The 26,556-nt window shown below is 71.8% G+C and carries 14 protein-coding genes; 3 read left to right on the top strand and 11 right to left on the bottom strand.

Features of this window, described 5'->3' with window-relative positions:
- Nucleotides 1-10: 10 nt before the first annotated feature.
- The 5 genes from OV090_RS10430 to OV090_RS10410 form a co-directional block, all read right to left on the bottom strand.
- Complete coding sequence (locus tag OV090_RS10430; protein WP_267703433.1) at nt 11-229, bottom strand: hypothetical protein; 219 nt, start codon at nt 227-229, stop codon at nt 11-13.
- A 235-nt stretch (nt 230-464) separates the two neighbouring features.
- On the bottom strand, nt 465-4,043 hold the full coding sequence (locus tag OV090_RS10425; protein WP_267703432.1) for a hypothetical protein: 3,579 nt from the start codon (nt 4,041-4,043) through the stop codon (nt 465-467).
- A gap of 7 nt (nt 4,044-4,050) precedes the next feature.
- Complete coding sequence (locus OV090_RS10420; protein ID WP_267703431.1) at nt 4,051-7,230, bottom strand: hypothetical protein; 3,180 nt, start codon at nt 7,228-7,230, stop codon at nt 4,051-4,053.
- A 40-nt stretch (nt 7,231-7,270) separates the two neighbouring features.
- A complete protein-coding gene (locus OV090_RS10415) occupies nt 7,271-12,466 on the bottom strand; it encodes a hypothetical protein (protein WP_267703430.1) in 5,196 nt (1,731 codons plus the stop codon).
- Nucleotides 12,467-13,042: 576 nt separating this feature from the next.
- Nucleotides 13,043-14,551, bottom strand: coding sequence for a hypothetical protein (locus OV090_RS10410; RefSeq protein WP_267703429.1), 1,509 nt, complete (start codon nt 14,549-14,551; stop codon nt 13,043-13,045).
- Nucleotides 14,552-15,257: 706 nt separating this feature from the next.
- Between OV090_RS10410 and OV090_RS10405 the strand changes: the two genes are divergently transcribed.
- Both OV090_RS10405 and OV090_RS10400 read left to right on the top strand, forming a co-directional pair.
- Nucleotides 15,258-16,280: a PAAR domain-containing protein gene (locus OV090_RS10405; RefSeq protein ID WP_267703428.1), complete on the top strand. Its 1,023-nt coding sequence runs from the start codon at nt 15,258-15,260 to the stop codon at nt 16,278-16,280.
- A gap of 10 nt (nt 16,281-16,290) precedes the next feature.
- Nucleotides 16,291-17,406, top strand: coding sequence for an immunity protein Tsi6 family protein (locus tag OV090_RS10400; RefSeq protein WP_267703427.1), 1,116 nt, complete (start codon nt 16,291-16,293; stop codon nt 17,404-17,406).
- 10 nt (nt 17,407-17,416) lie between these two features.
- Here the strand turns inward: OV090_RS10400 and OV090_RS10395 are convergent, their stop codons facing one another.
- The 5 genes from OV090_RS10395 to OV090_RS10375 all read right to left on the bottom strand — a co-directional run bounded on the left by OV090_RS10395 (nt 17,417) and on the right by OV090_RS10375 (nt 23,383).
- Nucleotides 17,417-18,217 (bottom strand): hypothetical protein, encoded by an 801-nt coding sequence (locus OV090_RS10395; RefSeq protein ID WP_267703426.1) that lies wholly within the window; start codon nt 18,215-18,217, stop codon nt 17,417-17,419.
- Between the two features lie 2 nt (nt 18,218-18,219).
- Nucleotides 18,220-18,990 (bottom strand): hypothetical protein, encoded by a 771-nt coding sequence (locus tag OV090_RS10390; protein WP_267703425.1) that lies wholly within the window; start codon nt 18,988-18,990, stop codon nt 18,220-18,222.
- Between the two features lie 5 nt (nt 18,991-18,995).
- Entirely contained in the window at nt 18,996-21,143 is a 2,148-nt protein-coding gene (locus OV090_RS10385) for a type VI secretion system tip protein VgrG (RefSeq protein ID WP_267703424.1), read from the bottom strand.
- A 247-nt stretch (nt 21,144-21,390) separates the two neighbouring features.
- On the bottom strand, nt 21,391-21,648 hold the full coding sequence (locus OV090_RS10380; protein ID WP_267703423.1) for a hypothetical protein: 258 nt from the start codon (nt 21,646-21,648) through the stop codon (nt 21,391-21,393).
- Between the two features lie 142 nt (nt 21,649-21,790).
- Nucleotides 21,791-23,383, bottom strand: a complete 1,593-nt coding sequence (locus tag OV090_RS10375) for an IgGFc-binding protein (protein WP_267703422.1) — start codon at nt 23,381-23,383, stop codon at nt 21,791-21,793.
- On the opposite strand from OV090_RS10375, the gene OV090_RS10370 reads away from it, so the two are divergent.
- Nucleotides 23,349-23,645: a hypothetical protein gene (locus OV090_RS10370; protein ID WP_267703421.1), complete on the top strand. Its 297-nt coding sequence runs from the start codon at nt 23,349-23,351 to the stop codon at nt 23,643-23,645. The genes OV090_RS10375 and OV090_RS10370 overlap by 35 nt on opposite strands.
- A gap of 335 nt (nt 23,646-23,980) precedes the next feature.
- On the opposite strand, the gene OV090_RS10365 is transcribed toward OV090_RS10370, so the two are convergent.
- On the bottom strand, nt 23,981-26,449 hold the full coding sequence (locus tag OV090_RS10365) for a hypothetical protein (protein ID WP_267703420.1): 2,469 nt from the start codon (nt 26,447-26,449) through the stop codon (nt 23,981-23,983).
- Nucleotides 26,450-26,556 lie beyond the last annotated feature (107 nt).

Genomic DNA, 26,556 nt, shown 5'->3' with positions numbered 1-26,556 from the left:
TCGGGCGTGTTCACCCGATGGATCGCGCGCTGCGCCGCTTGCCGAGGTACGGCAGCGCGAACAGGTAGAGGCCGCTGAGCATGAGCAGGATGAGGGGGAACAGCGCCAGGAAGCCGATCCACATGGCGGGCTGTTCCTGGCCCATGGCGGCGATGTTGATGAGGACGGCCACGGTGAAGGCGATGGACAGCCAGCGGTGGGTCTGTCGGATCCAGTTGTTGCGGTTCATGGGCACCTCTCTTCGGACCTCGGTGTACCGCTCGCCTCCTGGCGTTGCTTCTTCAAAACTGATTCGCTGAGAAATCGGCCGCGGACGGGCCGTGGGCGGGCCTTCGAGCGGTCGAGGCCGGTGCCGTGGCTGTCTCTTTGTCCTGTCTCTTCGGACAGGCCGCCGAGACATCGAAGCCCGGCTCATGGCACGCTCTGCGTGCGCATGTAGCCGGGCGGGTCGTTTGCGGCGGGCGTCAGCCCTCGACGATCGCGTGCTCGACGTCGGTGAAGGCGAGGAACGAGATCAGCAGGGCTGCGACGAAGGTGAAGTCGAGCCCGGACTTGGTGCCGTCGGCGTTCCAGGCGTCGACTTCGGCGACGGTCGGCTCTTCCTTCGGGTTCACGATCGAGGTGACCGAGAGGCGATTGCTGCCGCGGGCGTCGAGCTCGCGGATCGCCCGCACCAGCTCGGCGGGGTCGTCGGGCACGCGGCTGGTCGGGATCCCCAGGCGGTCGGCGAGCAGCTGGATCCGGAACGCGCGGACGTCTTGCGGGCGGCCGTCGATCACGCGCTCGTCGAACACCGCGGCCGCCAGCGACGAGTCCCAGGTCAGGCCGCGGCGCCAGAGGTGGGTCGTCCCGGTCAGCGCGAACGCGTCGTCGATCACCACCGAGGTGCTGGCGAATCGCACCGCCCGGCCGGCGCCGGCGCCCGGGGAGAACAGGGCGAAGCGGTCGGGCGCGGCGGCCCGGATGGCGTCGACGGCCTTGAGCAGGCTGTAGTCGCGGACCTCTTGCAGGCGCTCGGGCGTGCCGGGGCCGAGCTGGGTCGGGACGCACAGGATCACCCGCAGGCCGGCGCGTGCCGTCATGCGGTCGCGCAGCAGGGTCCACCATGGATCGGGCACGTCCTCGCCGTCGGTCCCCAGGTCGTCGAGCGCGGGGGTCTCGATGTAGACGAAGTCCTGGGCGCGCCCGATCGCCTCGCGCAGGGCGATGAACGTGTCGCGGGCGCCGTGTGCGGCGGTGAAGATCCGGCGATCGAGCGCGCGGGTGATCGAGTCGATCTCGTCGCCGATGGCGTTGCGCAGGGCCGTGCCCGCGCCGCCGGCGAACGCGATGTTGGCGTCGAGCCAGGCCTCGAGCTGGGCCTCGTTCTGGCTGAGGGGGAAGATGTCGTCGTCGACCGCCGCGTAGCCGACGCCCGGCGCGCCTTCCATGCCGAGCGCCGAGGTGCGGAGGACCGCGACCACCGGGCCGGCGCCTTCGCCGTCGGCGATCGTCGGCAGCGGCGTGGCGGCCTCGGCCGCGACCGCGAGCTCGCTCTGGATCGCCGCCGAGCGGACCGGCTCGGTGAGCGCCTGCACCTCGGGGAACGACAGCCCCGCGGTCCGCTCGCGCACGTACTCCGCGACCGCGACCGCCGGCGCGCCGGTGAGGCTGACGCCGGTGCCGTGGATCTCGATCGCCGCCGGCACGCCGGGGTGGCCGAGGAAGAAGTCGCGGGTGGGCTCGAGAGCCCACGGCACCGCCGGCGAGGCGCCGATGACTGCAGTGGCCGCGTCGTCGCTGGTGGTGGCCGCCGCGACCTCGAGCCGGTCGAGCAGGGTGTACGGGACCGAGGACGCGGTCGCCGAGCCGATGAGGTCGCGGTCGAGGTAGTGCAGGCGGTTGCCGACGATCGTGTCGATGCCGCCGCGCGGATCGCCGCCGGCAGTCGGGGTCCGCGGCAACGGGCGACCGGTGACGCTCGCGCGATCGGGGGTCGAGCCGTACGCGGGCGACGTCAGCGAGACGATGTCGGTCGCCTGCAGGCGGTTGCGCAGGGTGTTGTCGTCCCACGCCGCGGCCGGGATCGCGGTGCGGTCGACGATCGCCGGGGTCCCCGACAGCAGCACCACGTGGCCGCCCGGGGGCACCGCGCCGTTCGGCAGGGCGCCGGTGCCGGTGGCCCCGGTCTCGCACACCACCCAGTCGCCGGCGATGGTGGTCGCCGCGGCGCCGGCGACCGGCGCGGGGCGGGTGAAGCGACGATCGGCGTAGCGGCGCTGGGCCGCGATTGCGCCGGTGGCGTCGGGCAGCAGGACCAGAGTGTCCATGCCGAGCAGGCCGCTGGCGCCGAGAGTGCCGTTGATCAGCACCATCGTGAGGTGGGCGACGCCGCCCGCGTTGACGCGCCCGGCGCCGCCGCTGGTGCGGAAGTGCAGGGCGATGTCGAGGTTGAAGCCGAGCGGCCAGGCCCGCACCCACGCGCCCGCGCAGGCGGGGCCGAGGTTGATCTCGAGGAGGACTGTCTGGTGATCCTCGGCGAGCGCGCCGCCGCCGGTGAGGGCGCGAACCCGGTACTCGCCGACGGCCGGGGCCGCGGTGCCGCTGTCGGCGAGGGTCGACGGCAGCGGGCCTGCCCCCGGGGTCGGGGCCGCGGCGCCCGGCGTCCCGCCCCACGCGAAGTCGCCGAGGCCGAGCACCAGACGGGTCGGGTCGGTCGGATTGGGCAGCGCGAGCAGGGCGTCGGCGGTGGCCCGCGAGTTGGCCAGCAGGACGCCGTCGGTGGTGCTGGTGCGGTTGACGTGGATCCGCGTGCTCGGGCGGTTCTGGGCCGATCGCCGCTCCTCTGCGAGCGTGCCCCCGGCCCGGCTGTCGCGGCGCTCCAGGCCGACCAGGTGGCGCTCCTCGTCGACCACCGCGACGCGCACGAAGTCTCGCGTCAAGCCGGCGTGCACCGGACCGCCGGGCCACAGGGTCACCTCGGTGCCGTAGTTGCCGGTCGGCAGCGCTGCCATGCGGGCCCGCGGGGCGTTGTCGACCTGCGGGTTGTCGATCGTCGGCGGAACACCCGGCGGCGGGAGGGGGGCGAAGGTCAGGGCGATGTCGTCGTCGCCGCCCACCTGCACGAGGGCTTCGTTGGCGACGGCGCCGTCGACCTGCAGGCGATCGCCGAGGAACGGCGCCGCGAGCGGGCCCTCGTGCGCGTCGACCAGGTGCGCGGTCCGCTGGTCGGCGAACTGCACGACCACCGGCTGGCCGCCCTGCTGCGGGTAGTCGGCCGCGTCGATGTCGGGCGCGAGCAGCTGGATGTCCTCGTCGTCGGTCGCCGGGTCGTCGCCGACAGCGGTCGACAGCAGCCACGACCACCAGCACGCGACCGCGCCGGGATCGATCGCGCGGCCGCGGCGATCGAAGGCCCACAGGTCGACGTCGCCGATCAGGTCCTGCAGCAGGACGTCGCGATCGGCCACTTCGCCGCCGGGCCGGCGCAACCACGTCATCGGCAGCGCGGCGTTGACGAGGTTGCCGCCCTCGATGGCGAGGCCGATCGCGGCCATCTTCTCGGCGGCATTGTCGCCGGGGATGCCGGTCTCGCCGCCGAAGAACGGGTAGATGCCGGCAGGGGTCAGCGGGGTCCCGGCCGGCAGGACGATCGCCAGGCTGCGGACCTGCGGGCGGGTCGGCGCGCTCGCCTCGGTCGGCGGGTCGTCGACCGGATCTGACGTCGCGGCGGGGATGAGGCCGACGAGCGCGTGCAGCCGGGCCTCGACCTCGGGCAGCAGGCGGAACAGGGCGACGATCCGGCCGGCCGGGAAGGGCCACGCGCCGCTGCTGTCCTGCAGCGCGTCGAGGGCCGGCGGGGTCGCGCCGCCGGTCACGAACAGGCTCAGGGTGCCGGTCGCCGGCGCGAACCAGTCGGTGTTCGCGGCGAAGTTGACGGTCAGCCGCAGCAGGTCGGCGGGGTCCGGGACGTCGAGGTTGACTGCGGCGTCGGAGAACCACGGCCCGAGGACCGGGGCCATGATGCCGAGGTTGTCGATCGGAGGATTCAGCGTGATGGCCATCGGGACCTCAGATCTGGTTGGAGGGCGTCGCGTCGCTGCGCCGGCCGGCGGGGTCGATGATCGAGACGGTCACGTAGGTGCCCGCGGGCGCCTCTCCGGGGTCGGAGCCGACCCAGGTGTCGGCGGCGCCGCGGGTGAACGTGACCTCGCGCCGCGCGGGCCGCTGGCCCGGTTCGATGCGCCACAGCTCGAAGCGGTGCATGCCCATCGGCGAGCCGTACAGGCTGTCGGCGTTCGGGTGGCTGAGGGTGATCTGCAGCGCGCCCGGGACGTTCTGCACCGCGATGGCGGTCGCGGCCGCGGGCGGGTTCGGCGGGATCACCGAGACAGTCGCCGGCGCGCTCGCCTCGCTCCACTCGCCCGGGAGGATCACGCCGACGGTCGGCGCCCCCGGCGGGTCGTCGGCCTGCACCTCGACCGCGAACTTGTACACGCGCCACGCCTTGAGCGGCGTGGCGGCGAGGATGTCGAAGCTCGTGCCCTCGCCGTCGACCTGCGCGCCGCTCACCGGGCCGGCGTCGACGACCTGCATCGCCAGCGATTCGCGCGTCGGCGTGCTGGTCCGGCGCAGGCGCCAGGCCTTCGGCACCGCCTTGCTGCGCGGGACCTTGACCCGCAGCTTGACGCCGTCGGTGGTCGGGTCGAGGCCGGCGTTGACCGCCGAGACCTGCGGCCTCGTCGGCGGGCCGAGGTTCGGCACCGCGAACGGCACCAGGTCGGCCTCGGACATCTCCGACAGCGCGCCCGAGGGGCCCTCGCCGAGCACGCGGTAGATCGTCAGCACCTCGAGCGAGCCCGACACGCGGTGGACGAAGCGGGTCGTGGTCGCGGCGGCGACGATCGGCTGCCGGGTCAGGCCCTCGAAGTGGTCCCAGCCGAACAGCGCCTTGTGGTCCTTGAACTTCTCGGCCCGCGGGGCGCCGGGTTCGGCGGCGAGGATCTCGGCGCGCGCGGCGTGGTGGCCGTCCTGCTCGAGCGCCTTGAGCAGCAAGGTCTCGTTGCTGACGAACACGCGGTAGCGGGTGCCGATCGTCGAGCCGAAGTCGAGGTCGACGCGCGCGTGGCCCTCGACGTCGGGGCGGGCGGTCCACCGCAGCTCGGTGATCACGGGCGGCGGGGGCGGCGGGCGCGGGTCGACGATGGTGCGCTGCGCCGGCAAGGCGTCGGGCGAGACGAGGCCGAGCTCGTCGATCCAGCGGGCGGTGTAGGTGACCTTCTTCGAGCCGCAGCGCGGCAGGTCGGGGCCGTCGCGGACGACGAGCAGCATGTCGGGCGCCGGCGGCAATGATTCGATGGTCGCGGGCGCGGGGCTGGCGAGCAGGTAGCTGACGGTCGTGGTCGGGCTGCCCTCGAAGGTCTCGACCAGGTCGAGGCGCGCCAGGCGGGCGCCGCCGGGCGGCAGCTCCGAGGTGCGGGGGATCGGGATCCGCACCGTGATCGTGCAGTGCAGCAGGCCGTCCTGCACCGGCGATCCGACGGTCGGCGGCTGCGGATAGATCTCGATCACCGGGCGCATCGGCGGGGTGCGCGGCTTGGCCGGGGCCAGCAGGGTGCGCCACGGCGACCAGCGGCCGAACCAGTCGCCCTCGGCGAGGCGGTAGAACACGGCGCCCTCGGGCGCGTCGCGCTCCTCGAACCGGCCCTCGCCGGGCGCGCCTTGATCGATCGGGCGCGACACCACCAGCGGCAGCGGCAGCCCCGGCGGCAACGGCTCGCCGATCGTGATCCGGCCGTGCTTCGGGTAGGCGTGCAGGGTGCGGTCGCCGCGGACGTCGGTCGCCGCGAGCGCGGCCACTGCGTGCGGGCGGAACTCGCTGGCGAGCAGGCGCAGGGCCCGGCGCACGTCCGGCGGCGGCGGCTCGGCGAGCCAGCCGCGGTCCTCTGCGCTGTCGAAGGTCATCGCCGGCGGCAGCTCGGGCGGCGTGCCGACGAACGCGACCGCGGTCGCGTGCAGGTCGACGAACTGCCCCTTCTCGGTCGGCACGAGGCCGAACTCCTTGAGCTCGGGGAAGCTCGCCTCGACCGCCTTGGAGTCCGAGCGCACGGCCGCGGCGAATGATTGTTGCTGGGCCGAGTTCCACTGCTTCGCGCGCCAGCGCCACACTCCGCGCACGCGGTAGAACACCAGCGAGCCGACGCCCGCGGGCGGCTTGAGGTCGACGTCGCCGAAGCCGAGCCAGTGGCCGACGTCGGGGTCGACCGCGCCGGCGAGGATGAATGGTTCGACCGGCACGCGGATGTTGCCGTCCTTGCCGTCGACGTCTTGCTGATCGGTGACCTGCCAGGTCTCGACGCTGGTGTCGTTCAGCACGAGGTCGAGCCAGCGATCGATCTCGCCGCTGACCTGATCGACCCGCGTGAACGCGTCGTCGGGGATCGCCGAGGGCGCGGTGCCGGGGGTCATCGCGGTGTGGGCGACGTACATCGGCTGGCGGGTCGCGCCGCCGCGGTGCACCCGGTCCTTGGCCTCCGACTCGGCGTTGCCGGTCGGGTGGTAGCGCGCCTTCGGCTTGACCGGCAGGCTCCACACTTGCCACAGCTGCTCGGACAGCTGGGCCTTCTTCAGCGCGGCGCTGTCGAGCCAGCGGATGCCCTTGACGGTGCCCTTGCCGACCACGCGCACCTGCTGGATCGTCCAGGCCGCGAGCGCGTAGCGTTCGGTCGAGCGCGACAGGATCGGCGCGGTGCCGACGCCGGTGCTGGTCAGCGCCTCGAAGCGCAGCACGCCCGCGGGGCTCTGCTGCTCGGCGAGGAGCGGGCCGAGAGTGTCGGTGAATTTCTCGAGCTCTTCCTCGTTCTTGAAGCCGCCCTTGGCCAGCTCGCCGATGTCCTTGAACGGCGGCTCCTTGGGCGGGTCGAGCTTGTCGCCGGGCTCGGCGAGCAGCTCGGCCCAGAACACCTCGGGCGCCGGGAAGTAGCCGTACACCGGGTTGTCCGGGGTGACGTCGAACGGCACCGTCCGCGGCGCGCCGTGGCTGTCGATCCACGTCACGCCGCCGTCGTGGACGAGGTCCTTGAACTTGGCGAGGTCGAGCACCGCGCGGTACACGACCAGCGGCGCCGCGGGCAGGCCGAGGCGCGCCGACGGCAGGGCACGGACGTGGATGCCGGTCGGCAGGTGCGTATCGGCGACGCCGTCGATCGCCTCGGCATGGAACGCCCACACGGGGGCCTGGGTGCTGCTCATCGTGACTCCTCCGCGGTGGTGGGAAGCGTGGTCCTCGGCATCACTCGCCCTCCTCCAGCACGAACAACGGGCGGTCGACCAGCGGCGCGGAGCCGGTGGCGCCCGGGCTGCCGTTCTCCCTGAACTTGACCTCGAGGTCGTAGATCCGGCCGCCCTGCATCGGGATCGGCGCGCTGGGCACGAAGATGGAGCGCGTGCCGGCGGCGTTGCGCACCCGCTCGCCGAGCGACGCCAACAAGGCGCGCAGGGTGACGAGGTGCGGCGTCGGGAACGGCACCATGGTGTCGAAGGACCGGTAGAGCTGCAGGCTCATCACCTCGAGCCGCGGGGGCGGAAGCGGCTCGTTCAGAGCCCCGGTGCGCAGCCCGGCGCGCCACACCGGTTCGTCCGCCTCGACCAGCACGCCGGCGACGCGCCACGGCTGGCCCGGTGCGGTCGGTTCGAGCCACAGCACCGTGGTGCGCGGGGCGGGCGGCAGCGGCCACGGATCGAGGCCGAGGGTCGTCAATGCGGCGTCGAGCTCGGTGTCGCCGATCGCCAGCGGTCCGGCGGCGAGCGGCGCGGTGACCAGGGCGTCGGTCGGCGGCGACAGTCCGACCGGCGTGGCGAAGCCGAGGGCGCGCAGCATCTCGGTCGGGTTGCGGTAGCGCGAGGTCCGGAAGTGGCTGCGGGCGATCGGGACCTCGGGGAAGGCGTCGACGATCTTCGGCGCCGCGTTGAGCAGCAGGTCGTACTCGGTGCGCGGCTCGAGGTCGGCGGTGACGGACACCGAGGACGAGCCGACCGCCGGCGTGCCGCCGATGCAGGGGGCCGCGATGACCGCCTCGATGAGCTGCTGGTCGGCGAGGAACCAGGCGCTGGTGTCGACCTTCCACTCGACCGAGGTCGTCACGTCGAGCACGTGCAGGCCGCCGGAATGGTGGACTGCGCTCGGCTCGATCGAGCCGGCCGGCGGCCGCGTGTGAAGGACCTTGACCTGCAAGGTGCGGTCGTACTTGTCGACCAGCGACTCGAGGTGGTCGACCATGAACCAGAACCCTGCGTGGTCGTCGAGGAAGTGCGGCGGGTCCTCGTGCGACGGCGCCGCGCGGGTGAGGTAGCGGGCCACGCCGCGGGGGTCGAAGGTCCGCTCGTCGAAGCCCGGGCCGCCCTGGGCCGGGTCCTCGAGGCTCGAGTTCTGGACCGGGGGCGGTGCGGCGGCCAGGCCGAACGCCGCGGTGTGGAAGCGGAAGCGCTCGGGCATGCCCGGCGGATCGATCCACCCGCCGGAGCTCGGCGGCGACGGCTCCTGGCCGGGGCTGGACGGGCGGAAGCCCTGGTACTGCCACGCGACGCGGATCTCGTAGGTCGCGGCGTCGTCGAGGTAGGTCGTGTGCGTCGGCTTGTTGTCGGTCGCAGCGAGGACCCACTGCTGCATCAGGTCGATCAGCGAGGCGCGGTAGTCGACCTCGGCCTGCTGGGCCGCCCTCGCCTCGAGGGTCACGCCGCACAGGGCCACGAGGGCGACGTCGCCGCGGTTCCACGGGGCCACCTCGACGCGGGTCCAGCCGTCGCCCTGCGGCAGCTTGTACAGCAGCTTCGGGCACTCGCCCTCGCCCTTGAGGACCTGGGGCTCGAGCACTGTCTGCTTGTCGTGGATGTCGACTGCGATCACCTGCGGCCAGTCGGACTGCTCGAACGTGACGAGGTCGAGGATCGGCCGCTTGCGGCCCCAGCACACCTCGTACACCACCGGCTGCTTCTCGCCGGTGAGCCGCATCTTCACGATCCCCGGCGCCTCGATCCGCAGCCACTGGCGGCCGGCGCCGACGGTCTGGGCCGTGCCGAGCACCACGTTGTTGGCGCCGTAGGCGGTGAGGATCGCGGTGCTGCCATTGGGGTCGACGTCGACCGCGACCGCGTCGACCTGGCCCGGGTACTGGCCCTCGAGCACGTTCTTGAGCAGGCGCAGCGCCCATTGATTCCCGGACAGGAACGGCTGCAGCGAGCTGCCGGAGTACTTCGTGTTCGACTTGCCGGTGAAGCCGTCGATCATGCCGTCGCCCTTCGGCATCTCGTCGCAGATGCCGTTCGAGACGACCGCGGCGTCCTTGTCGGTGCAGACCTCGAGCACCAGCTCGCCGCCGAGCAGCGGCTTCGACAGCGGCAGGAAGATCGGCGCGGTGCCGACGATCTTGGAGGCGGCGCGCCACGACGGGAACCGCCAGCCCTCGGCGAGCACGGTGCCGTGCAGGTCGATCGCGCCGTGCAGCGGGGCGACTGCGCCGGGGATCCAGGTCCAGCCGGCGTCGGCGCCGAGGGCCGCGAGCATGCCGGCGTCGAGGCCGTCGGGGAACCTGGCGAACACCTTGAAGCGGCTCGGGAACACCGCGCCGGCCGGGGGCTCGGCCCGGAACTGGCCGAGCACGCCGTACGCGTACTCGCGGGCGCGGCCGTAGGCGCACGACGGGTCGGCGGGCGCGACCTCGTCGCACACGTGCTCGACCGTGTTGGCCGGGTTGCCGGGGACCTCCTGCGAGCCCTCGCCGAGCCAGCGCGACCAGGCGCGCGGGTCCCAGCTGAACAGGCCGAGCTCGCGGCCCTCCTCGGTGCTCGGCCCGGTCGTGTCGCCGCCCTCGATGATCGCGGCGCGCCACGACGGCAGCCACCACGCCGAGTCGAACGGCCCGGGCACGTGGGTCCAGTGCGCCGCGTTGTTCGGGTCGGCGCCGGTCAGCTTCCACAGGGTGACGTTCTTGAGGCGGAAGGCGTACTTCAGCTCGGTCGAGCCGCTCCACGGCGACAGCGCGGCCGGGGCGGCGAGGCGGCGTTCGAAGTCGGCGGCGCCGCCGAGGCCGTCCTCGGCGAAGTGGGCGAAGCGCAGCACGGCGATGGTGTCCGGCCACACCGTCGGCACCGCGCCGGCGCCGCCCCGCGCCGCGGTGCCCTTGACCACCGCGAGGTGGTCGCACAGGTCCATGCCGGCGATCGGCGACTCGGGCACCGGGATGTTCGACGGCGGGTCGTCGCCGATCCGGATGTCGACGCAGCCGGAGATCTCGAAGAAGAACAGGTCGACGTGGCCGCAGAAGTGGCCCTCGAAGTAGCTGTAGCCGGGCGACACGTGGAAGTGCACGAGGCCGTCGACGCCGACCGAGATCAGCACCAGGTCGAGCTCGCCCTTGATGCCGGCCGCGCCGGCGAACAGCAGCGGCTTGGTGCCGAGGCCGACCAGCAGGAAGGCGCTGATCTCGAGCTTGAACGGGCCCGCGGACCACTTGAGGTCGAAGCCGGCGCCCATGCCGATCGAGAAGCCGTCGAAGTCGAGCGGGTCGGCGAGGTCGAGCGGGACCAGAGTGCCGCCGAGGCCGTGCAGCTGGCGCTCCTCGATCATGACGAACGCCCACGCGCGCACGTCGAGGATCTCCGGCAGCAGGACGATCGTCACCGGGTTGCCCGGGCGGGTCGCGTGGTTGTCGGAGCCGATCCGGATGTACCAGGCGTCGCCGCCGGCGAGCGGGAAGTAGGCGGAGATCGGGATCTCGAGCTTGAGGACCTTCGGGATCTCGTACGAGCCGCGCACGCCGATCATGATCGAGTCGGGCTCGATCAGGACCATGCCGAGGATCCGCAGGCCGCCGCTCGAGGTCGTGCCCGACTCGGTGGCCGCGCTCTTGCGCTGGGTGACGAGCTTGGCGTCGATGCCGAAGATCACCGAGACGTCGGGGAAGCCGATCGTCAGCGAGCCCTCGGCGTTGAAGGTGAAGCCGCTGTCGGGCAGGGTGCCGACCACCGCGCCGACGCCGAAGGCGTACTGGCCGGACTTGCGCTTGTACTTCAGCTCGGGCGAGCGGGTGTACCAGTCGAGCTGCCGCTGCACCGGCTCGGCGGCGGTCAGGCCGTCGAGGTTGCGGGTGCCGTTGGCGACGAACCGGCCGACGAAGCCGAAGATGCCGAAGCCGGTGGCGCCGAGCGGGATGCCGACCGGCAGCTGCACGCCGACCTCGACCGCGACGAAGTCCTGGTCGACGGCCAGCGACCCGTAGGCGCTGAGCTTGGCCGGGATGACCTCGAGCGACAGGAGGGCGCGGAACGAGCCGCCGTCGCCGATGGTGACCGAGCCCTTGCCCTTGATCGCGCCGGGGACGTCGACCGAGGCGGTGAGGCCGCGGAACTCGACCGAGAACGGGGCGCTGTCGTCGGGCAGCTTGATGCGGATGGTCGCGCCCTCGAGCCGCACGACGCCGAGGTCGAGCGCGAACTCGAGGTCGAACTCCATCCATTGCGAGCCGTGACCCATGCGCGACGCGGCGATCCGGATCAGGTTGCCGAGCGGTCCGCCGAGCGCCCACGTGCCGGGATTGACGACCTCGACGCTCATGCTGTCGTAGGTCAGGGCGAGCCCGTCGAGGCCGCCGCCGGGCGCGCCGTCGAAGCGCAGGCCGACGCCCTTGTAGCGCATGCGCAGGTGGCCCTCGACGGAGCCGATGCCGTTGATGCTGACGTTGACGCGCAGCTCGATCGTGTAGTCGAGGGTCGCGGCGACGTGCGGCGCGCCGTTCCACTTGTACGAGATCGAGAGCTTGTCGATGTCGACGCTGCTCGGCGGGCTGCCGGTGTTGAGCAGCTCGCCGATCGTCGCGCCGGCGGCGATCATCGCCGCGGCGGCGACGAACTGGCCGACCTGATCGGGGATGACCTCGGCCGGGTCGACGATCGCGGTGAGCACCGGTCCGAACGCCAGGGCCCCGGCGAGCGCGTCGCTCTGCCAGGTCAAGGTGCCGTCCGGCAGGCTGAGGGCGCCGCTGGCCTCGGTCTGGCCGCTGCGCGCGTCGTAGACCCAGCGCAGCAAGATCTCCCAGTAATCGGGCCCGGTCGGCGGCGGCAGCGGCGGCCCGCCCGACGGCAGCTCGACGGCCGCGGCCTTCCAGGCGACCAGCGCCTCGGCCTCGGTCGGGATGGCGTCGGCGAGGCTCACCACCGTCGGGCTGTCCCACTTCACGCGCAGGCGCACGCGGTAGTCGGTCGGCGGCGGCTTGGTGGTGGTCGTCTCGCGGCCGGGGTCCGGCGCGCCGTCGGGGCCGGGCACGAGCAGCCGCGTGGACACGCCCGGGCCCGGTATCACCGGCCCGGGGGGCGGCGGCGCGGTGGTGTCGACCGCGTAGATCTCGGCGCAGCGGTACGGCGGCCGGTTGGGGTCGTTGATCGCTGCGTTGCGGCCCGTCTCGCTGTCCGGGCTCCACTTGCGGTTCCACACCGGCGCCTCGCCGGCCGCGAAGACCAGCGACTGCGGCCACGGCAGCGCCAGGCGGCGAGCGCCGACGAGCCGCGCCGGCGGGCTGCCCTCGGGCGGCGAGGTGAAGCCGACCGACTCGGCGAGCGGCCGGTGAACTCGAGCGCGAGCGGCCGCGCGTCGGGCTCGTGCAGGCCCTCGCCGACGGTCGAGCTGCCGGCGTAGGGGTAGAGCACGCGGATCGGGACGTTCTGATCCCACTCGTACTGGACCTGCACGACCCGCGGGGTCTCGTTCGCGACCTGCGGCTGCGGCGGCGGATCGTTGGCGCCGGTCGGCACCGGGACCTCGACCTCGGCGTCCGCGCCCTGCGGGACGGTGACGTCGGTGCCGGCGATGGTGGCGGGGTTCGGCGCCGCGGGTCGTTCGGCGTCCGCGTGGAACGGGGTGGCGAGGAAGGTCTCGACGACCGCGGTCGGCGTGGCGGGGCCGCTGCCGACCACGGTGACCCGCGCCGGCGAGGTGTTGACGTCGGTGCTCTGGTGCCCGATCGCGAGCGGTCCGTTCGGCACGACGTCGATCCGCACCCGCCGGACGCCGTCATTGTTCGAGGCGACGAGGTCGGTCGAGTTCTGGCCTTCGGCCAGGGGCGGCAAGTCGATCGACGCGACCCCGCTGCGGTGTGAACGGCGCGCCGCCGGTGCCGAGGCGCCAGTCCGCGGTGCCGCTGCGCAGCTGCAGGGAGACCGTCGCCAGCAGCGCCCGCGGGCCGCGGAGGTGCAGCACGTTGCGGAAGGTTTCGACGCCGATCGTCGCGTCGATCACCGGGCCGATGCCGGTCGGGCCGCCCGCCTGCAGCGGGAAGGTGACATAGACTTCGACGAGCTCGGTCTGATCGGCAGGCACGGCGCTCGGCGGGGTCGCGGTGTTGACCGCAGTGCTGGGATCGCCGACCCGTAATCGGTATTGCAACTGCTCCTCGGTCGGCGCATCGAACCACGGCGTGATCGGCTCGTTGCCCTCGTCGCCGTTCGGGAGCTTCCACCACACGCCGACCACCGCGAGGTCGGTGTGCCCGGGGATCAGCTCGCCGGCGCCGACGTCGAACTCGGCGCGGATGCGCCGCCTGGCCCCGCCGGGACCGAGCGTCATTGCGTATTCCCGCCGGGTCCCCGGCGGCGGGATCGTGGTCTCGGCGACTTCGACCTCGGTGCCGCCCGCCTGCTCCTCGCGGATCGTCAGCCGGCTGTTGTAGACGTCGTCGAAGTCCTGCCCGAACTCGATGCGGATCTCGCCCTGCAGGCCGCCCGGGTCGCCGATGATGAAGTCGCGGGCGCTGACCGAGAGGCTGTGGACGAGCGGGGTGCTGGGCGGGAAATAGAAGGTCGTCTCGCGGAACGCGAGGCCCTGCCACGTCTCGTCGTGGCCGCGAGCCTCGATCTCCGCCGGCGTGAAGGTGCTGCTGAGGTCGATGACGAACTGATCGAGCGTCATCCCGAAGTCGGAGTCGGCGATCAGGAAGCTCGTCGGCCGCGCGGTCAGACGAATGATGGCACCGGTCGGGGCGGTCGGATCGAGCGGGTCCGGTGAATCGACGACCTGGACCTGGGTGCCGCCGGGCCCGCCGCCGCTGATCCGCACGACCCCGCGCGCGACCAAATACACGCGATCCGCGGGCGCCGGGGGCGGAGGCTTGATCTCCTGGAGCGTGAGCGGCGTGACGCCGGTCCCGCCGACCGGCTGCGCCGGCTTCACGCCGGGGATCTGGACCTCGACGTCCCACACCTGGATGTCGATTGTCCACAGCGTCGGCTCGCCCTCCTGCTCGCCCGCCGGCGGGGCCCCAGGGCGCCGGATCGCCAGCCGGAACGGCAATCCGTGGGTGAGCCCCGGGAGCCGCAGCTTCCACTTGTCGGTGTCGAGGTCGAACACGTCCGCGAGCGCCTGCAGGGTGCCCTCGTGGAGGAAGTAGTCGTCGCTGGTGGTGGACCGGTGGTCCAAGATCGTGAGGACGCCGATCTGCTCGACGATACCATCGGGGATCTGCAACGCGACCCCCGTGGTTTGCGGCAACAGATCGAGGATGCTGATCCCACGACGGACGGCCATGCTGCGAGATTAGAGGCCATCGATTCGCCTCGTAATAGGGAATCCACGTACGTCGATATCGTCCGATTCGCTCGCGGACCGGCAAAACGCCGGCTCGATGGCCGAGAACGATCATCGATTCCAACATTAACGGACCGGCCCGAGGGCTTCGATCCGACCCGCGTTTAATTGTGAACACCGCGGATCCGCGCCCCGGAGATCTCTCGCCGTTCGCCGCCGCGCCGATCCGCGCAGTGTCGCTATTTTGTGGCACAAAGGACATGTTATTCGGTGCATGCACGAATGGACATAGGCTCGGTCCGGCGTCGCGTGAATCGGCGGAGCATCGGGCTGCTGCTCCTTCCGCGGGCGACAGGGAAGAGCGGAGCGGCGGCGATGACGTCGTCGACGAGGGCCTCCCGGTCTCGTCAGGGATCGCGCCGATGTCCGCCTGCCGCCGCGGAGCCGCCGGTCGCGCTCCGGTCGCTTCGCGGGCCGCGGCGCCGCGCGGTCGTGAACGCGCGCGGCCGGGCAGGGCCACACTGACGGCCATCCACGTCGCGCGCGCCGCGTCGGGCCCGCTCGCGCGCTCACCGAAGCGGACGTCGTGGACGCCCCGGCTCACGTCGCGCACCACGCCGGTTCTCCTGCGCCGGACCAGGCGCGCGCGTCTCTGCTAGAGTGCCTCCGCCGCCCGCGCGAGCGCGGGGAACGAGGATCGCGGAGCATGCCCGACGCCGCACGTATTGGTGATATGCACAGCTGTCCCAAGGTGGAGCCCGGGCCCGTGCCGCACGTCGGCGGGCCGATCCTCAGCGGCAGCGCCAACGTCATCATCGGCTTCTCGCCCGCGGCGCGGGTCGGAGACAGCATCGTCTGCTTCCCGGTCGGCCCGGCCGACAGCGTCCAGGACGGCTCGCCGACGGTGCTCATCAACTTCCGCGACGCCGCGCGCAAGACCGACCCGTCCTCGCACGGCGGCCAGATCACGGCCGGCTGCCCCTCCGTCATCGTCGGCGGCTCGCCGCAGAGCATGGCGATGTTCACGGCCGCCCAGCGCGCCACGCCCTTTTGCGAGGAGTGCGAGCGGCGGCGGCGGGAGATGGAGGACCGCGACGACTCGGCCGAAGTCGAGACCGACACGGTCACCCTCGTCGACGAGGAGCCGCCGGTGGGCGCGCTCATCGGCGCCGCGCTGACGTTGACGGACGGCCTGACGCCGCAGGAGCTGGCCAGTCAGCTCGACGAGGGCGACGGCCTCGACGACCTCCGCCACTCCGCCCGCTACGCCGTCGCCTATCAGTTCTACGCCGCGCACACCGGCGACAAGGTCAAGCCGAGCCGGATCTGGTCGCACATCGGCGGGATCGACATCTCGCAGCCGGTCGAGGTCGTCGACATCGCCGGCAGCACCCTCTACCAGCGCGGCCTGCCCGGCGCCGGGACCGGCCAGTACTTCTCGCTCGCGCCCGACGTCCCGCCCGAGGAGCTCGGCGTGTCGGAGCTGGTGTACGCGCTGCAGGACGGCAAGCCGACGCCGCCGCCTGTCCCGCGGGACAGGCGCGTGATCGCGTTCGACGACGACGCGCCCGCGCTCGGCCTCAAGAGCACCGCGGCGGCGATCACCGACACCTGGTCGATGCCGGCGCTTGTCGACGACCCCGGCCAGTTCGTCGCCTGCGAGGGCGGCGGGACCCAGCTCATGGTCCCCAAGGTCTTCCACGCCGGCGCCAGCCTCGTGCTGCCGTAGGAGGCTCGCCATGGCCGACACCATGCGGATCTTGTCGCGCGACGCCTTCGCCGAGGTGCTCCGCGAGGCCCGGCAGCGCACTAGCGAGCTCGACCCGTCGCGCTGGCCGCTGCTGCGCCACGTCGACGCGCAGCTCGAGTACATGGCGCGCACGACGGCCGACGGCCGCGTGCCGTACCCGGAGGAGCGCGCGCGCACGACCCTTGGCCCGCTCGCCGCCCGCGAGCTCGAGCAGGTCGACCCCGAGTACGCCGACCAGCTCGAGGAGCTCGACTACACCTTCCATCGTTACTCGCTGCTGCCGAAGGGCCCGCCGCTCGTGCGCCGCGGCATCTTGCAGGTGTGGACCGGCCGCGACGCGTTCCGCAAGCTGATCCTCGAGCACGGGGTGCCGCGCACCGTCGGCACCGCGGACGCCGACTTCGTGGTCCACGCCGACGCTTCCGGCTCGCCGCAATTCCAGATCGTGTGGGACGGGGTCTCGGCCCACGTGCGCGCCCACGATCCGCAGCAGATCACGATCGACGGCACGCCCGGGTGGTACGGCGAGCTGGCGAATCGCGGCTGGATCAAGGCCGGCGCGACCACCTTCCGCTTCCTCGTCGAGGACCGCACCCCGCCGCGCTCCCCGGTCACGCCCACGCCCGCGAGCTCGGCCGCCTTCGAAGCGCTGCGGCCCCGGCGCGACGCCGGCGACCTGTACGCGGTGATCGACGCCGCTCGCTCCGATCGCGCGATCGTCCTGCTCGAGGAGAGCGTCGACGCCCACGCGTCGCTGTACGACGGCGAGCCGGGCCGCGCCCTCGACGACGTCGCGCCGTACCTCGTCCAGTTCCGCCGCGACTCCGGGCTGCTGGAGCGCCTGGTCCACGAGGGCTGGGGCGACGCGTGGGGCATCTTCCTGCAGAGCGGCGCCGGCTTCGAGGCAGTGCGCCGGCACCTGCGCCGATTCCTCGTCGTCAAGGGCGAGGGCGAGCCGCGCCGGCTGTTCTTCCGCTTCTACGACCCGAGAGTCATGCGCACCACCGTCGAGGTCTTCACGCCCGAGCAGCGCGCCGAGCTGCTGCAGGACCTCGAGGTCCTCCTCTACGAGGGCGAGGACGGCCAGCTCCGCGAGCTGCGCTGACGCGCCGCGCTCACTTCGGCAGGTTCGTGCACTCGGGGACCTTGAACACCACCTTCGTGTTCTCGAAGTTGGTGCGGCGATTCTCGTACGTGTGCGTGTAGTAGTTGATGACCTGGGTGAGCGTGTCGACCACCGCCCCGGTGGCGCCCTTGTCGGCGCGATCGTTGAGCTTCTTGTGTCGCCAGTACCCCATCGCCGACAGCATCCCGCCCTTGGGCTCGAGCGTCTGCTCGACGTTCGCCACGATGTCGAGCCCGTTCCCGGGGTAGCGGGCGTTCATCTCGTTCTGGACGTCCCGATAGACGCCCTTGCCGGTGATCTGGATGTACCCGCGGCCGCGGTACTTGTAGCCGTCGCCGCTCTCGATGTTGCCGTTGCCGTTGCGGTCGGCGTAGGCTCGGTTGCCGATCGCCTCCGGATCGGCGCCGTGCTCGGCGGTCTTGCCGTACAGCGTCGCCTCCTCCGGGTTCTTGCGGAAGTACGAGAAGCTCTTCTTCAGCTGCGCCTCGCTGTAGTGCAGGTCCTCCGACAGGGCGTTGATCGAGGTCCCGACCTCCTGCAGGATCTGGGCGAAGAAGTGGGCCTTGCGCAGGCAGCGGTTGAGCTCGAACTTCTCGAACGCGCTGTTGAAGGCGTTCGTCACCCCGGTGATCTTGGTGGCGGAGGCGGTGGTGAAGATCGCCTTCATCTGCTCCTCCGTCACCTTCGCGCAGCAGCGCGGGCAGTCGCCCACGCACGCGCCGACCGCCGAATCGACGGAGCTCGCCCCGGACTTGGCGTTGAGATCGGTCAGTCCCTGGCGGTGCGCCATGCTCAGCTCCTCCTCGGCAGGTCACCCAGCACGTGTTTGAGCCAGGTGATCGCCTTCTTCTCGAGCCGGACCGGCCACCTCGCCGGCTCCGGGACCATGCCGTCGCGGATGGTGTTGGCGATCCACGGATAGAGCGGGTCGTCGGCGCAGCCGTGGCCGAAGGCGAACATCAGCACGCTCATCAGCGCCTCGCCGCGGGCGCTCGGCGACTTGAGGTTGCGGGCCGTCTCGACGCCCTCCTCGATCAGGTTCGTCAACGCCGGCTCGCCGACGTAGGCGGCCTTCTCCGGGTACACCGCCGCGAACTGGCGCGCCATCTCGGCGACGATCTGCGCCGGCGGGTACTCCAGCGGCTGCTCCGCGAATTGCAGGATCCGCCGCAGCGCCGCGAACGTGTAGTCGTCGTCCGGCCCGGCCACTTGCCGGCGGTAGTCCGTCACCCGCGCGTGGATTTGTTCGGCCCGCTGCATCTGCGGCGCGTCGGGATCGGCGGTCAGCAGCTCGTGGAACCACGGGTACTGCGGATCGCTGTCGAAGCGGCTGCCGAACAGCAGCATCAGCTCGAGGTACATGCGCACCGGGCCGCGCAGACTGAAGCCGTGGCGCTCGGCCGCGGCCATGCCCGTGCGCACGACCACGAGCATCTGCTCCTCGCCGAGCGTCTTGAACAGCGGCGGCGAGAAGGCGGCCAGGTGTTCGACCATCTCGGCCTCGAAGGCGCGGCGCGGCGGCTCGCGGAAGCGGGCCAGTTGGTCCTTGCCGATCGTCAGCATCGCGTCTACTTCGACCCGCGCTCGGACTCGATCGCGTGCTGGGGCTCGGCGTCCTTGGCGTCGGCCGCGGTCCGCGGATCGGCCGCGGCCGCGCGGACCGGCGAGCCGGCGCTGTTGATATAGACCATGCTGCCCTTGATGTAGATCCCGCCGGCGTCGATGGTGATGAACCCGCCCGGGCCCTGGATGGTCAGGGCGTCGCCGGCGTCGAGGACGATCTTGCTGGCCTTGAAGTGGATCTCGTCGCCGGCCTCGACTGCGAGGCGGCCGGCGATCCGGGCCTGCTCGTTGCCGCCGACGATCCGCGACACCGAATCGTCGACCTTCTCGAGCAGGCTCTTGCGCACGTGCGCGTGGCTGTCGCCGTCGATCAGCTCGAGCTTGTCGCTGCGGACGTGCATGTCGACGCGGCCGGGGGCGTCGATGCCGCCCACGAGCAGCTGGACGTCGCCGCCGAGGTGCGCCGTGGTGTGGCGGTGAACCTTGAGGTGGTGGTCGTGGTAGAGCTGGACGAAGCTGTCGCCGGCCTTGCCCTGCTCGTCGTTGCCGACGGTCACGTGCGAGTGGCGGAACACCGTCGAGAACGCGTCGTTGTTGACGCGCACGTCGATGTTGCGCTCCGCGTGCAGGAAGATCTGCTCGCCGTTCTTCTTGTCCTCGAAGCGCAGCTCGTTGTAGCCGCCGCCGCCGATCGAGCTGTCCGACTTGATCGTGCTGCGCGTCTTGTGCTCCGGCAGCGTGTACGGCGTCTCGTTCATGCCGTGGTAGATGCGCCCAGTGATGATCGGCCGGTCGGGGTCGCCCTCGATGAAGTCGACCAGCACCTCGTGGCCGATGCGCGGCAGGAACATCGCGCCCCAGCCGTGCCCGGCCCACGCCTGGCTGACGCGGACCCAGCAGGTGCTGCGCTCGTCGTGCTCGCCCTCGCGGTCCCAGTGGAACTGCACGCGGACGCGGCCGTGCTCGTCGGTGTGGATCTCCTCGCCCGCGGGGCCGACGACGGTCGCGGTCTGCACCCCGCGCACCGCCGGCCTCGGCGTGGTGCGGGCCGGCCGGAACGGCACCTTCAGCTCGGTCGCGGTGAAGCTGTTATGATAGGACATCTCCCCCGAGGCGTCCTCTTGCAGCGCCTGCGGCTGCTCGCCCTTGTGCTCGACGCGGACCAGGCGATATTCGCCGTTGAGCTCCTCGTGCGGATGACCGACCAGGGTCATCACCGCCCCGGCGAACAGGCGCGGGCAGTCGCTCGTGCCGACGGCCTGCCTGCGGGTGGCCTGGTGCGCCTCGAGGCGGATCCGCGCCATCGTCTGGCCCTGGTGCGGCCCGGCGCGGCCCGGGTCCTGATATTCGCCGGGGAAGTCGTATTGCTCGAGCTCGGGGCTGTACTTCGCGGCCTCCTTGACCTCCATCGATTGGTCGGGCCGGTGGAGGTTGAGGTCGCGCAGGGTGACCTTGCCGGTCCGCACGCGGCTGCCGATCTGCAGCTCCTTCACGTGCTCGCGGTCCTGGACGAGGTTGTTGGGCCGGTTGAACCACACCGTGGAGGTGCCGGGGATCGGGTCGTGCGCGCCGACGTGATCCGCCATCACCCACACGTGCCGGCTCTGCTCGTGCTCGTAGAAGTAGAAGATGCCGTCCTCTTCGAGCAGCCGGCTGACGAACGCGAGGTCGCTCTCGCGGTATTGCACGCAGTAGTTCCGCGGCGCGTACGTCCCGGTCAGCGAGAAGCGGAACCAGTCGCGCGGCAGGCCGGCCTTCGTCAGCACCTCGGTGACGATCTGCTGCGTCGTCTTGTCCTGGAAGATCCGGCAGTCGTGGCGGTGGTGCAGGCGGTGCGCCCAGGGCTCGACGATCAGCTCGTAGCGCTGCAGATAGCGGGTCGCGCCGATGTACTCCGCCTCGCATACGATGCCGTGGACCACGCGGTCGACGTCGAGGCCCTGGATCGTCAGCAGCGCCGGCTGGCCGACGAACGTCTCGGGATCGATCTCCGCCGCGCTGGCGACCTCGACGGCGAAGCGGAACTGCTCGGAGATGCCTTCCTGCCCGGTGAATCGCACAACGTGCAGCGGCAGGTCGGCCACGTCCAGGGTGAACACGGACAGGTCTCCGAGCGACCCGGAGCCGGAGGAGACGAGATCGGGCTGGTTCATGAGAATTGCCGAGTCGACCGTTTCCGACCATGCTTTGCACGCGGGTGGTGCTGCGTCAACGCGTCTTTGCGCGCATCGCAGATCGTGACGCGCGAGCGACGGAGCGGGTCGCGAACTCGAGTCGCAGCGACTGCGGCACGCACCGATGCGTGGGTACGGAGGGGCAATCGCGGGCGCTCGCGGGCCGCGCCGCGACGTGGACTTCGCACGAGGTCGCGGCGGCGACGGATGCGGCGTTGGCCGCCCGTCACGAGGAGCCGGGCGGCCGCAGCGCGAACAGCTCGACGCGGCCGCAGTCCGGGCAGCGATAGGCGTCGATCGCCAGCACTTCGTCGGCAGCGAAGCGGATCCCGCCGGGCGAGGCGAGGCGTTCGCTCCACGACTTCTTCACCGTGGTCGGCGCTCCCGGATGCCAGACGGAGACCATGACCTGACCGGAGAGCTCGGGCACGAAGCCGAGTTCCATCGCCACGTTGCAGCGGATGCAGGACGGCGGGCTGTTCATGCCGTGATTGGACCAGCGCCGCGTCCGCGTGTCGAGCGCGATCGCCGGCGCGGATCGGCGCGAGGCTGCGAGGTGGTGTCCGCTCCTCGCGGCGCAGACCGGGGCGCCACCGACGAGGCCCCGGCGCGCGCACGAGGGCCCGTCACTGCGGGTTGATCTGCTTCTGGTCGAGGCCGCCCGGGTAGGCGTACGAGTCGTACTGGTCGTAGCCGATCACGACCACGCCGAAGTCCTCGTCGCTCTCGAGCACGTGGACGCCGTCTTCGCTGGGCACGCGCGCGACCTCCCACTCGGACGGCATGTCGGCGGGGCCGACCTTGGTAAACAGGTTCTGCGCCACCGGCTGGCCGTCGAGCATGATGGTGGCACCTGCCTTTTTGGTCAGGACGATGCGGTCGTAGAGCCACGCGCTCGGGACCAGGATCACGTAGTTCTTGCGGAACTGGGCCACCGGCACGCCCTGCGCCATCGCCGGGTCGCCGGCCTGCTGCGCCGGGACGTTGGTGTTGAACGACGACGACATGTACTGCATCAAATAGATCGGCTTGTCGGCGGTCACCACGAAGTCGCCCGGGTTGGCGACCGTGCCGCCGACGGTCATCGTCATCAGCTGGCCCTTGGTCATCGTGAAGTCGTTGTTGGCGATGCCGGTGACCTCGGCGTGGCGGTCGATGTGGACCTTGGTGTTGTCCTCGGCGGCGAACAGGTGCCAGTACGACGGCTCGGGCGTGCCGTTGTTGCGGACCGGGAAGCGGCTGGCGACGTAGCTGGTGCCCCAGGTCTGCAGGCCGTACACCTGCTCCTCGAGGTGGTCGCAGCAGCACGAGCCGTCGTTGGGCACGTTGGCGCACCAGTGGGTCGAGAACACCGCGATCGGCTTGTCCGAGGTGATGAACGTGCCCGACAGCATGGCGACCGACGACTCGATCTGGATCACGTCGGCCTCGTTCATCACCGGCAAGGTGTAGTTCTGGTTGGCGACCATCGCCTGGATCGGGCCGCCGGCGACGGTGTTGACGGTCGGCGTGATCTGGACGGTGGTGGCGTCCTGGGCGGCGACGATGTTGAGCTGGGCGTTGCCGAAGCTGCTCTCGCCCCAGCCGATGACGTAGTAGTATTCGTCGTACACCGTCACGGGCAGCAGCAGCGAGGCGTCGCTGGTGAACGAGGTCTCGCCGTTGATCGGCTGGAACTGGTAGGCGATGATCGGCACGTCGCTGATGATCTTGTAGGCGCCGCGCGCGTTGAGGTTGGTGTAGTTGACGTGGCGATCGGGGAGGTTGAACTGGTAGAGGTTGTTCGGCCCGACCTGGGTCTGCTGGATCGTCATCCACGCGTTGCCGTTGTGGACCTGCACCTGAACGTCGGCGGTGAAGTCGGGGTCGACGTTCGAGACGACCACCGCGTAGGGCTGAGAGTCGAACGACTCGACCGGGTCGTTGTTGGCGTCGACCGCGTAGTACTCGCAGCCGACCGACGACAGGGCGTCCTGCGCCTTGGCACACAGCGACTTGCAGGCCCCGAACTCGCACACCTCCTTGGCGCCGCACGGCGTCGGTCCGTCCCACGCCTGGCCGTCGTCGGAGCAGGTCTGGTAGTTGGTGTTGTCGAGGCACTGCACGGCGCCCGGGTTACACAGCATGTTCGGCCCGGTGGTGGTGGTGGTCGTGGTGCTGCTGGTGCTCAGGGTCTCCGCGGCGGTGGTGCTGTCGGTCGTCGTCGTCGTCGAGGTCACCGGCGAGGTGTCGGTGGTCGCGGTGCTGGTCGTCGACGTCGGGGTGGTTTCGGTCCCGGTGTCGCTGTTGCTGTTGCTGCCCGAGCCGGTGTCGGTGGTCGTCGGCGCCGTGGTCGCCGTCGATGTGGTGGAGCTCGTCTGGGTGACGCCGCCGGTGAGCGTCACCGTGCCGGCGGTCGAACCATCGCTGGCAGTGACAGCGGTGCCGCTGTCGCCACACGCGAACGTGAACGCGAGAAGGCCAAGGAGACAGGAATTGTGACCACGATGCATGCTTTCGCCCCGATTCGCTCGACTGTACAGGAGAACGGCGAAGGCCGCGTGCCGAGGGCCCGCGGCCGCTCCGAGGGGATCCACTCGATTCGCCGATTCGGCTCAGGGGCCGGCGTCGGGACGCGTCCTAGAATGAGGGCGGTGGTTTTATGCGCTGCGGCGGGCCTGGACGAGGACGAGCTTCTCTGGCTCCTTCAGCTCGGGCGAGCCCGGAGGAGCGACGTGGGGCTCTGTTTGCGGACCCGGCCGCGAGGCCGTCGGCCAGAGCGCCGCCGCCCGGAGCCAGGGAAGACCTATTCATGGCAGGAGCTCGAGCTCCGCGGTTCAGCAGGCGACCGCTGCCAGCACGCCGAACAGGATGACGAGCGCGAGGCCGAGGTTGACGACGAGCAGCTTCTTTCGCAGCGACCACCCGCGGATGCTGGCCATCAGCGACATGGCCCGGGGGACAGGTGCTTGGTGATGGAACAGGACGGTCTCCCCGGTGGTGGGCAGCATCATCGTCGACTCGGGGGCCGGGCGCGCCGGTTCGACGATTTCGGACGGATCTGGCGGCCGGCGCCAGATCCGGGTGGCGTCGGGGTCGCTCGCCGGGGCCGGCAGCGGCAGATCGTCGGCGCGGAGCACCTGGGTCGCGTCGGCGAAGGCGGGCACGGGGATCCGGTCGGTCGGCGGATCGACGTGGCGGCCGCGGGCGTCGGCGAAGGCCGGCACCGGCAATTGCTCGGTCGGCGGATCGCCGGGGCCGCGCCGCGCGAAGGCGGGTACTGGCAATTCCTCGGTATGCTGATCGGTAGGGGCGCGGGCGATGACCGTCGAATCGCCGAGGTCCGATGAATGGAGAGAGCCGGCGTCGTCGCGCCGGCTCGCGCCGGGCAGACCTCGCACCGAGCGGCGCGGGGTGATCTCGGTCCTGTCGGCTGCGGGCACCGGCGGGACCGGCGGGTGCGCGCCGGTGCGGGCGCGCTCGGCTGCCACGATCGTGCTCTGCGCGAGTATCTCGGTGCGGTCGCCAGGCGCGGGAGACCCGGGCGGCGCGAGGGTCGGATAGGAGCGAGAGGGAGGGGCGCCGGGCGGTCGCGGGCGCGAGAGCGAGGACGCGGAGGCCTGGGCTTGCGCGGACGAGAGAGTGGGGTGCGAGCGGGAGGGCGAGGCCGAACCGGGGGTGCGCGCGCGGCTGAGGGAGGACGACGAGGCGGAAGCCTGAGCTTGCGCGGACGCGAGGGTGGGGTGCGAGCGGGAGGGCGAGGCCGAGCCGGGGAGGCGCTCGTGATTCGACGAGGACGACGCCGATGCGGGCGCCGGCGGAACGGTCGGATGAGAGCGCGAGGGAGAGGCCCCCGGGGCTCGCGGGCGCGAGGTCAGCGAGGAGGACGAGGGAGAGGCATCGACGGGAGGGACCGTCGGATGTGCGCGCGACGGCGAGGTCGAACCTCGCAGGCTCGAACCGGGCGACGAATCGCCGGCGAGGGTCGGGTAGGAGCGCGAGGGAGAGGACGAGCCTGCCAGGCGCGAGCCGGACGAGGCGGGCGATGCGAGCGACGAGGACGACGCGGCGGAGGACGAATCACCGGCGAGGGTCGGGTAGGAGCGCGAGGGAGAGGAGGAGCCTGCGAGGCGCGAGCCGGACGAGGCGGGCGATGCGAGCGACGAGGACGACGACGCGGAGGACGGATCGCCGGCGAGGGTGGGATAGGAGCGCGAGGGAGAGGAGGAGCCTGCCAGGCGCGAGCCGGACGAGGCGGGTGACGCGAGCGACGAGGACGACGCGGCGGAGAACGAGTCCGCGCCGGATGTCCCTGCGGACAGGTTCATGAGGCTCGCCGGGGGCGACGCCTGAGATGGCCTTTCGGACATGTCGGCGGCGCGCGCGAGGGGCGGCGTCGGCGGTCTGGATGTCCCCGAGGACAGGTTGATCCCGCCCGGGAGGAGCGGCGGCCCGTCCATCGCGGCGGCCTCGGCCTCGGCGGCGCGGCGGGCCGCGGCGGTCTCCGGGGCCTCGGGCGCCCGGACCCCGGCGGCCCCGGCCTCGGCCTCGGCGGCGGCGTGCGCCGCGGCTCGCTTCGCCGCGGTGGACTTGTCGTCGGCGTCGAGCAGCGCGCGCAGGGCGGCCCGCAGGGCGGCCGGATCGGCGTGGCGCTGGTCCGGGTCGGTGGCGGTGGCGCGAGCCACCAGCGCCTCGACCTCGCGGTTCGCGTCGGCCGGGGCGCTCCATCGCGGCAGCGGCCCGGCGGGGGCGCGCTGGCCTGCCAGCAATTCGTAGAGCATCACGCCGATTGCATAGACGTCGCAGCGCGGGCCGGCGGCCGCGGGCAGCTCGGGCGCGCGGTAGGGCGAATCGGCGGCGTGACCGGGGCCCAGCTCGGCGAGCCCGAAGTCCAGCACCTTCACGTCCCCGCGCGCAGTGATCACGCAGCGCGCCGGGGTCAGCGCCCGGTGGGCCGCGCCGGCGGCCGTGTGGGCGCGCTCGACGATCTCCGCGACCCGCTCGCACAGGGTCAGCGCGCGCCGCCACGGGGTCGGGCCCTGCTCGACCTGGCGATCGAAGCCGCGGGCCATCTGCAGGTCGGTCACGCAGTACGGCGGCGTCGGCGCGGTGCGAGTGACGCCGCGCGGTAGGACCAGGCCGGGGATCTTGGCCGCGGTCGCCGCGATGATCAGCCGGGCGAACGCGGCCCAGGGGTCGGCCTGGGCGAGCGACGGATCGAACAAGGTGAGCTCGACCTCGCGTCCGGCCTGGTGATCGACGGCCACGAACACCTGCGCAGGGCCCTCGGCGCGCAGCGGGGTCATGAGCTCATAGCGACCGCGGACACGGTCGCCCACGCGCGGCGAGAAGGGAGCGGTCACGGAGGAAGCTCGCATCATGCCCGCGGCGGTCCGCCTCTGTCCATTGTTAT

The sequence above is a fragment of the Nannocystis sp. RBIL2 genome (genome assembly GCF_026626745.1).
Classification (GTDB): Bacteria; Myxococcota_A; Polyangia; order Nannocystales; family Nannocystaceae; genus Nannocystis.
Note: the sequence above shows the minus strand (reverse complement) of the source record. Positions and strands in the feature narration are given on the sequence as shown.

What these genes read in the sequence shown, in the direction of transcription:
- OV090_RS10395 (WP_267703426.1), bottom strand. Translation starts at nt 18,217, where the DNA reads ATGGCGCACCGCCAGGGACTGACCGATCTCAACGCCAAGTCCGGGGCG.
- OV090_RS10390 (WP_267703425.1), bottom strand. Translation starts at nt 18,990, where the DNA reads ATGCTGACGATCGGCAAGGACCAACTGGCCCGCTTCCGCGAGCCGCCG.
- OV090_RS10400 (WP_267703427.1), top strand. Translation starts at nt 16,291, where the DNA reads ATGGCCGACACCATGCGGATCTTGTCGCGCGACGCCTTCGCCGAGGTG.
- OV090_RS10425 (WP_267703432.1), bottom strand. Translation starts at nt 4,043, where the DNA reads ATGGCCATCACGCTGAATCCTCCGATCGACAACCTCGGCATCATGGCC.
- OV090_RS10380 (WP_267703423.1), bottom strand. Translation starts at nt 21,648, where the DNA reads ATGAACAGCCCGCCGTCCTGCATCCGCTGCAACGTGGCGATGGAACTC.
- OV090_RS10430 (WP_267703433.1), bottom strand. Translation starts at nt 229, where the DNA reads ATGAACCGCAACAACTGGATCCGACAGACCCACCGCTGGCTGTCCATC.
- OV090_RS10365 (WP_267703420.1), bottom strand. Translation starts at nt 26,449, where the DNA reads ATGACCCCGCTGCGCGCCGAGGGCCCTGCGCAGGTGTTCGTGGCCGTC.
- OV090_RS10410 (WP_267703429.1), bottom strand. Translation starts at nt 14,551, where the DNA reads ATGGCCGTCCGTCGTGGGATCAGCATCCTCGATCTGTTGCCGCAAACC.
- OV090_RS10405 (WP_267703428.1), top strand. Translation starts at nt 15,258, where the DNA reads ATGCCCGACGCCGCACGTATTGGTGATATGCACAGCTGTCCCAAGGTG.
- OV090_RS10420 (WP_267703431.1), bottom strand. Translation starts at nt 7,230, where the DNA reads ATGAGCAGCACCCAGGCCCCCGTGTGGGCGTTCCATGCCGAGGCGATC.
- OV090_RS10385 (WP_267703424.1), bottom strand. Translation starts at nt 21,143, where the DNA reads ATGAACCAGCCCGATCTCGTCTCCTCCGGCTCCGGGTCGCTCGGAGAC.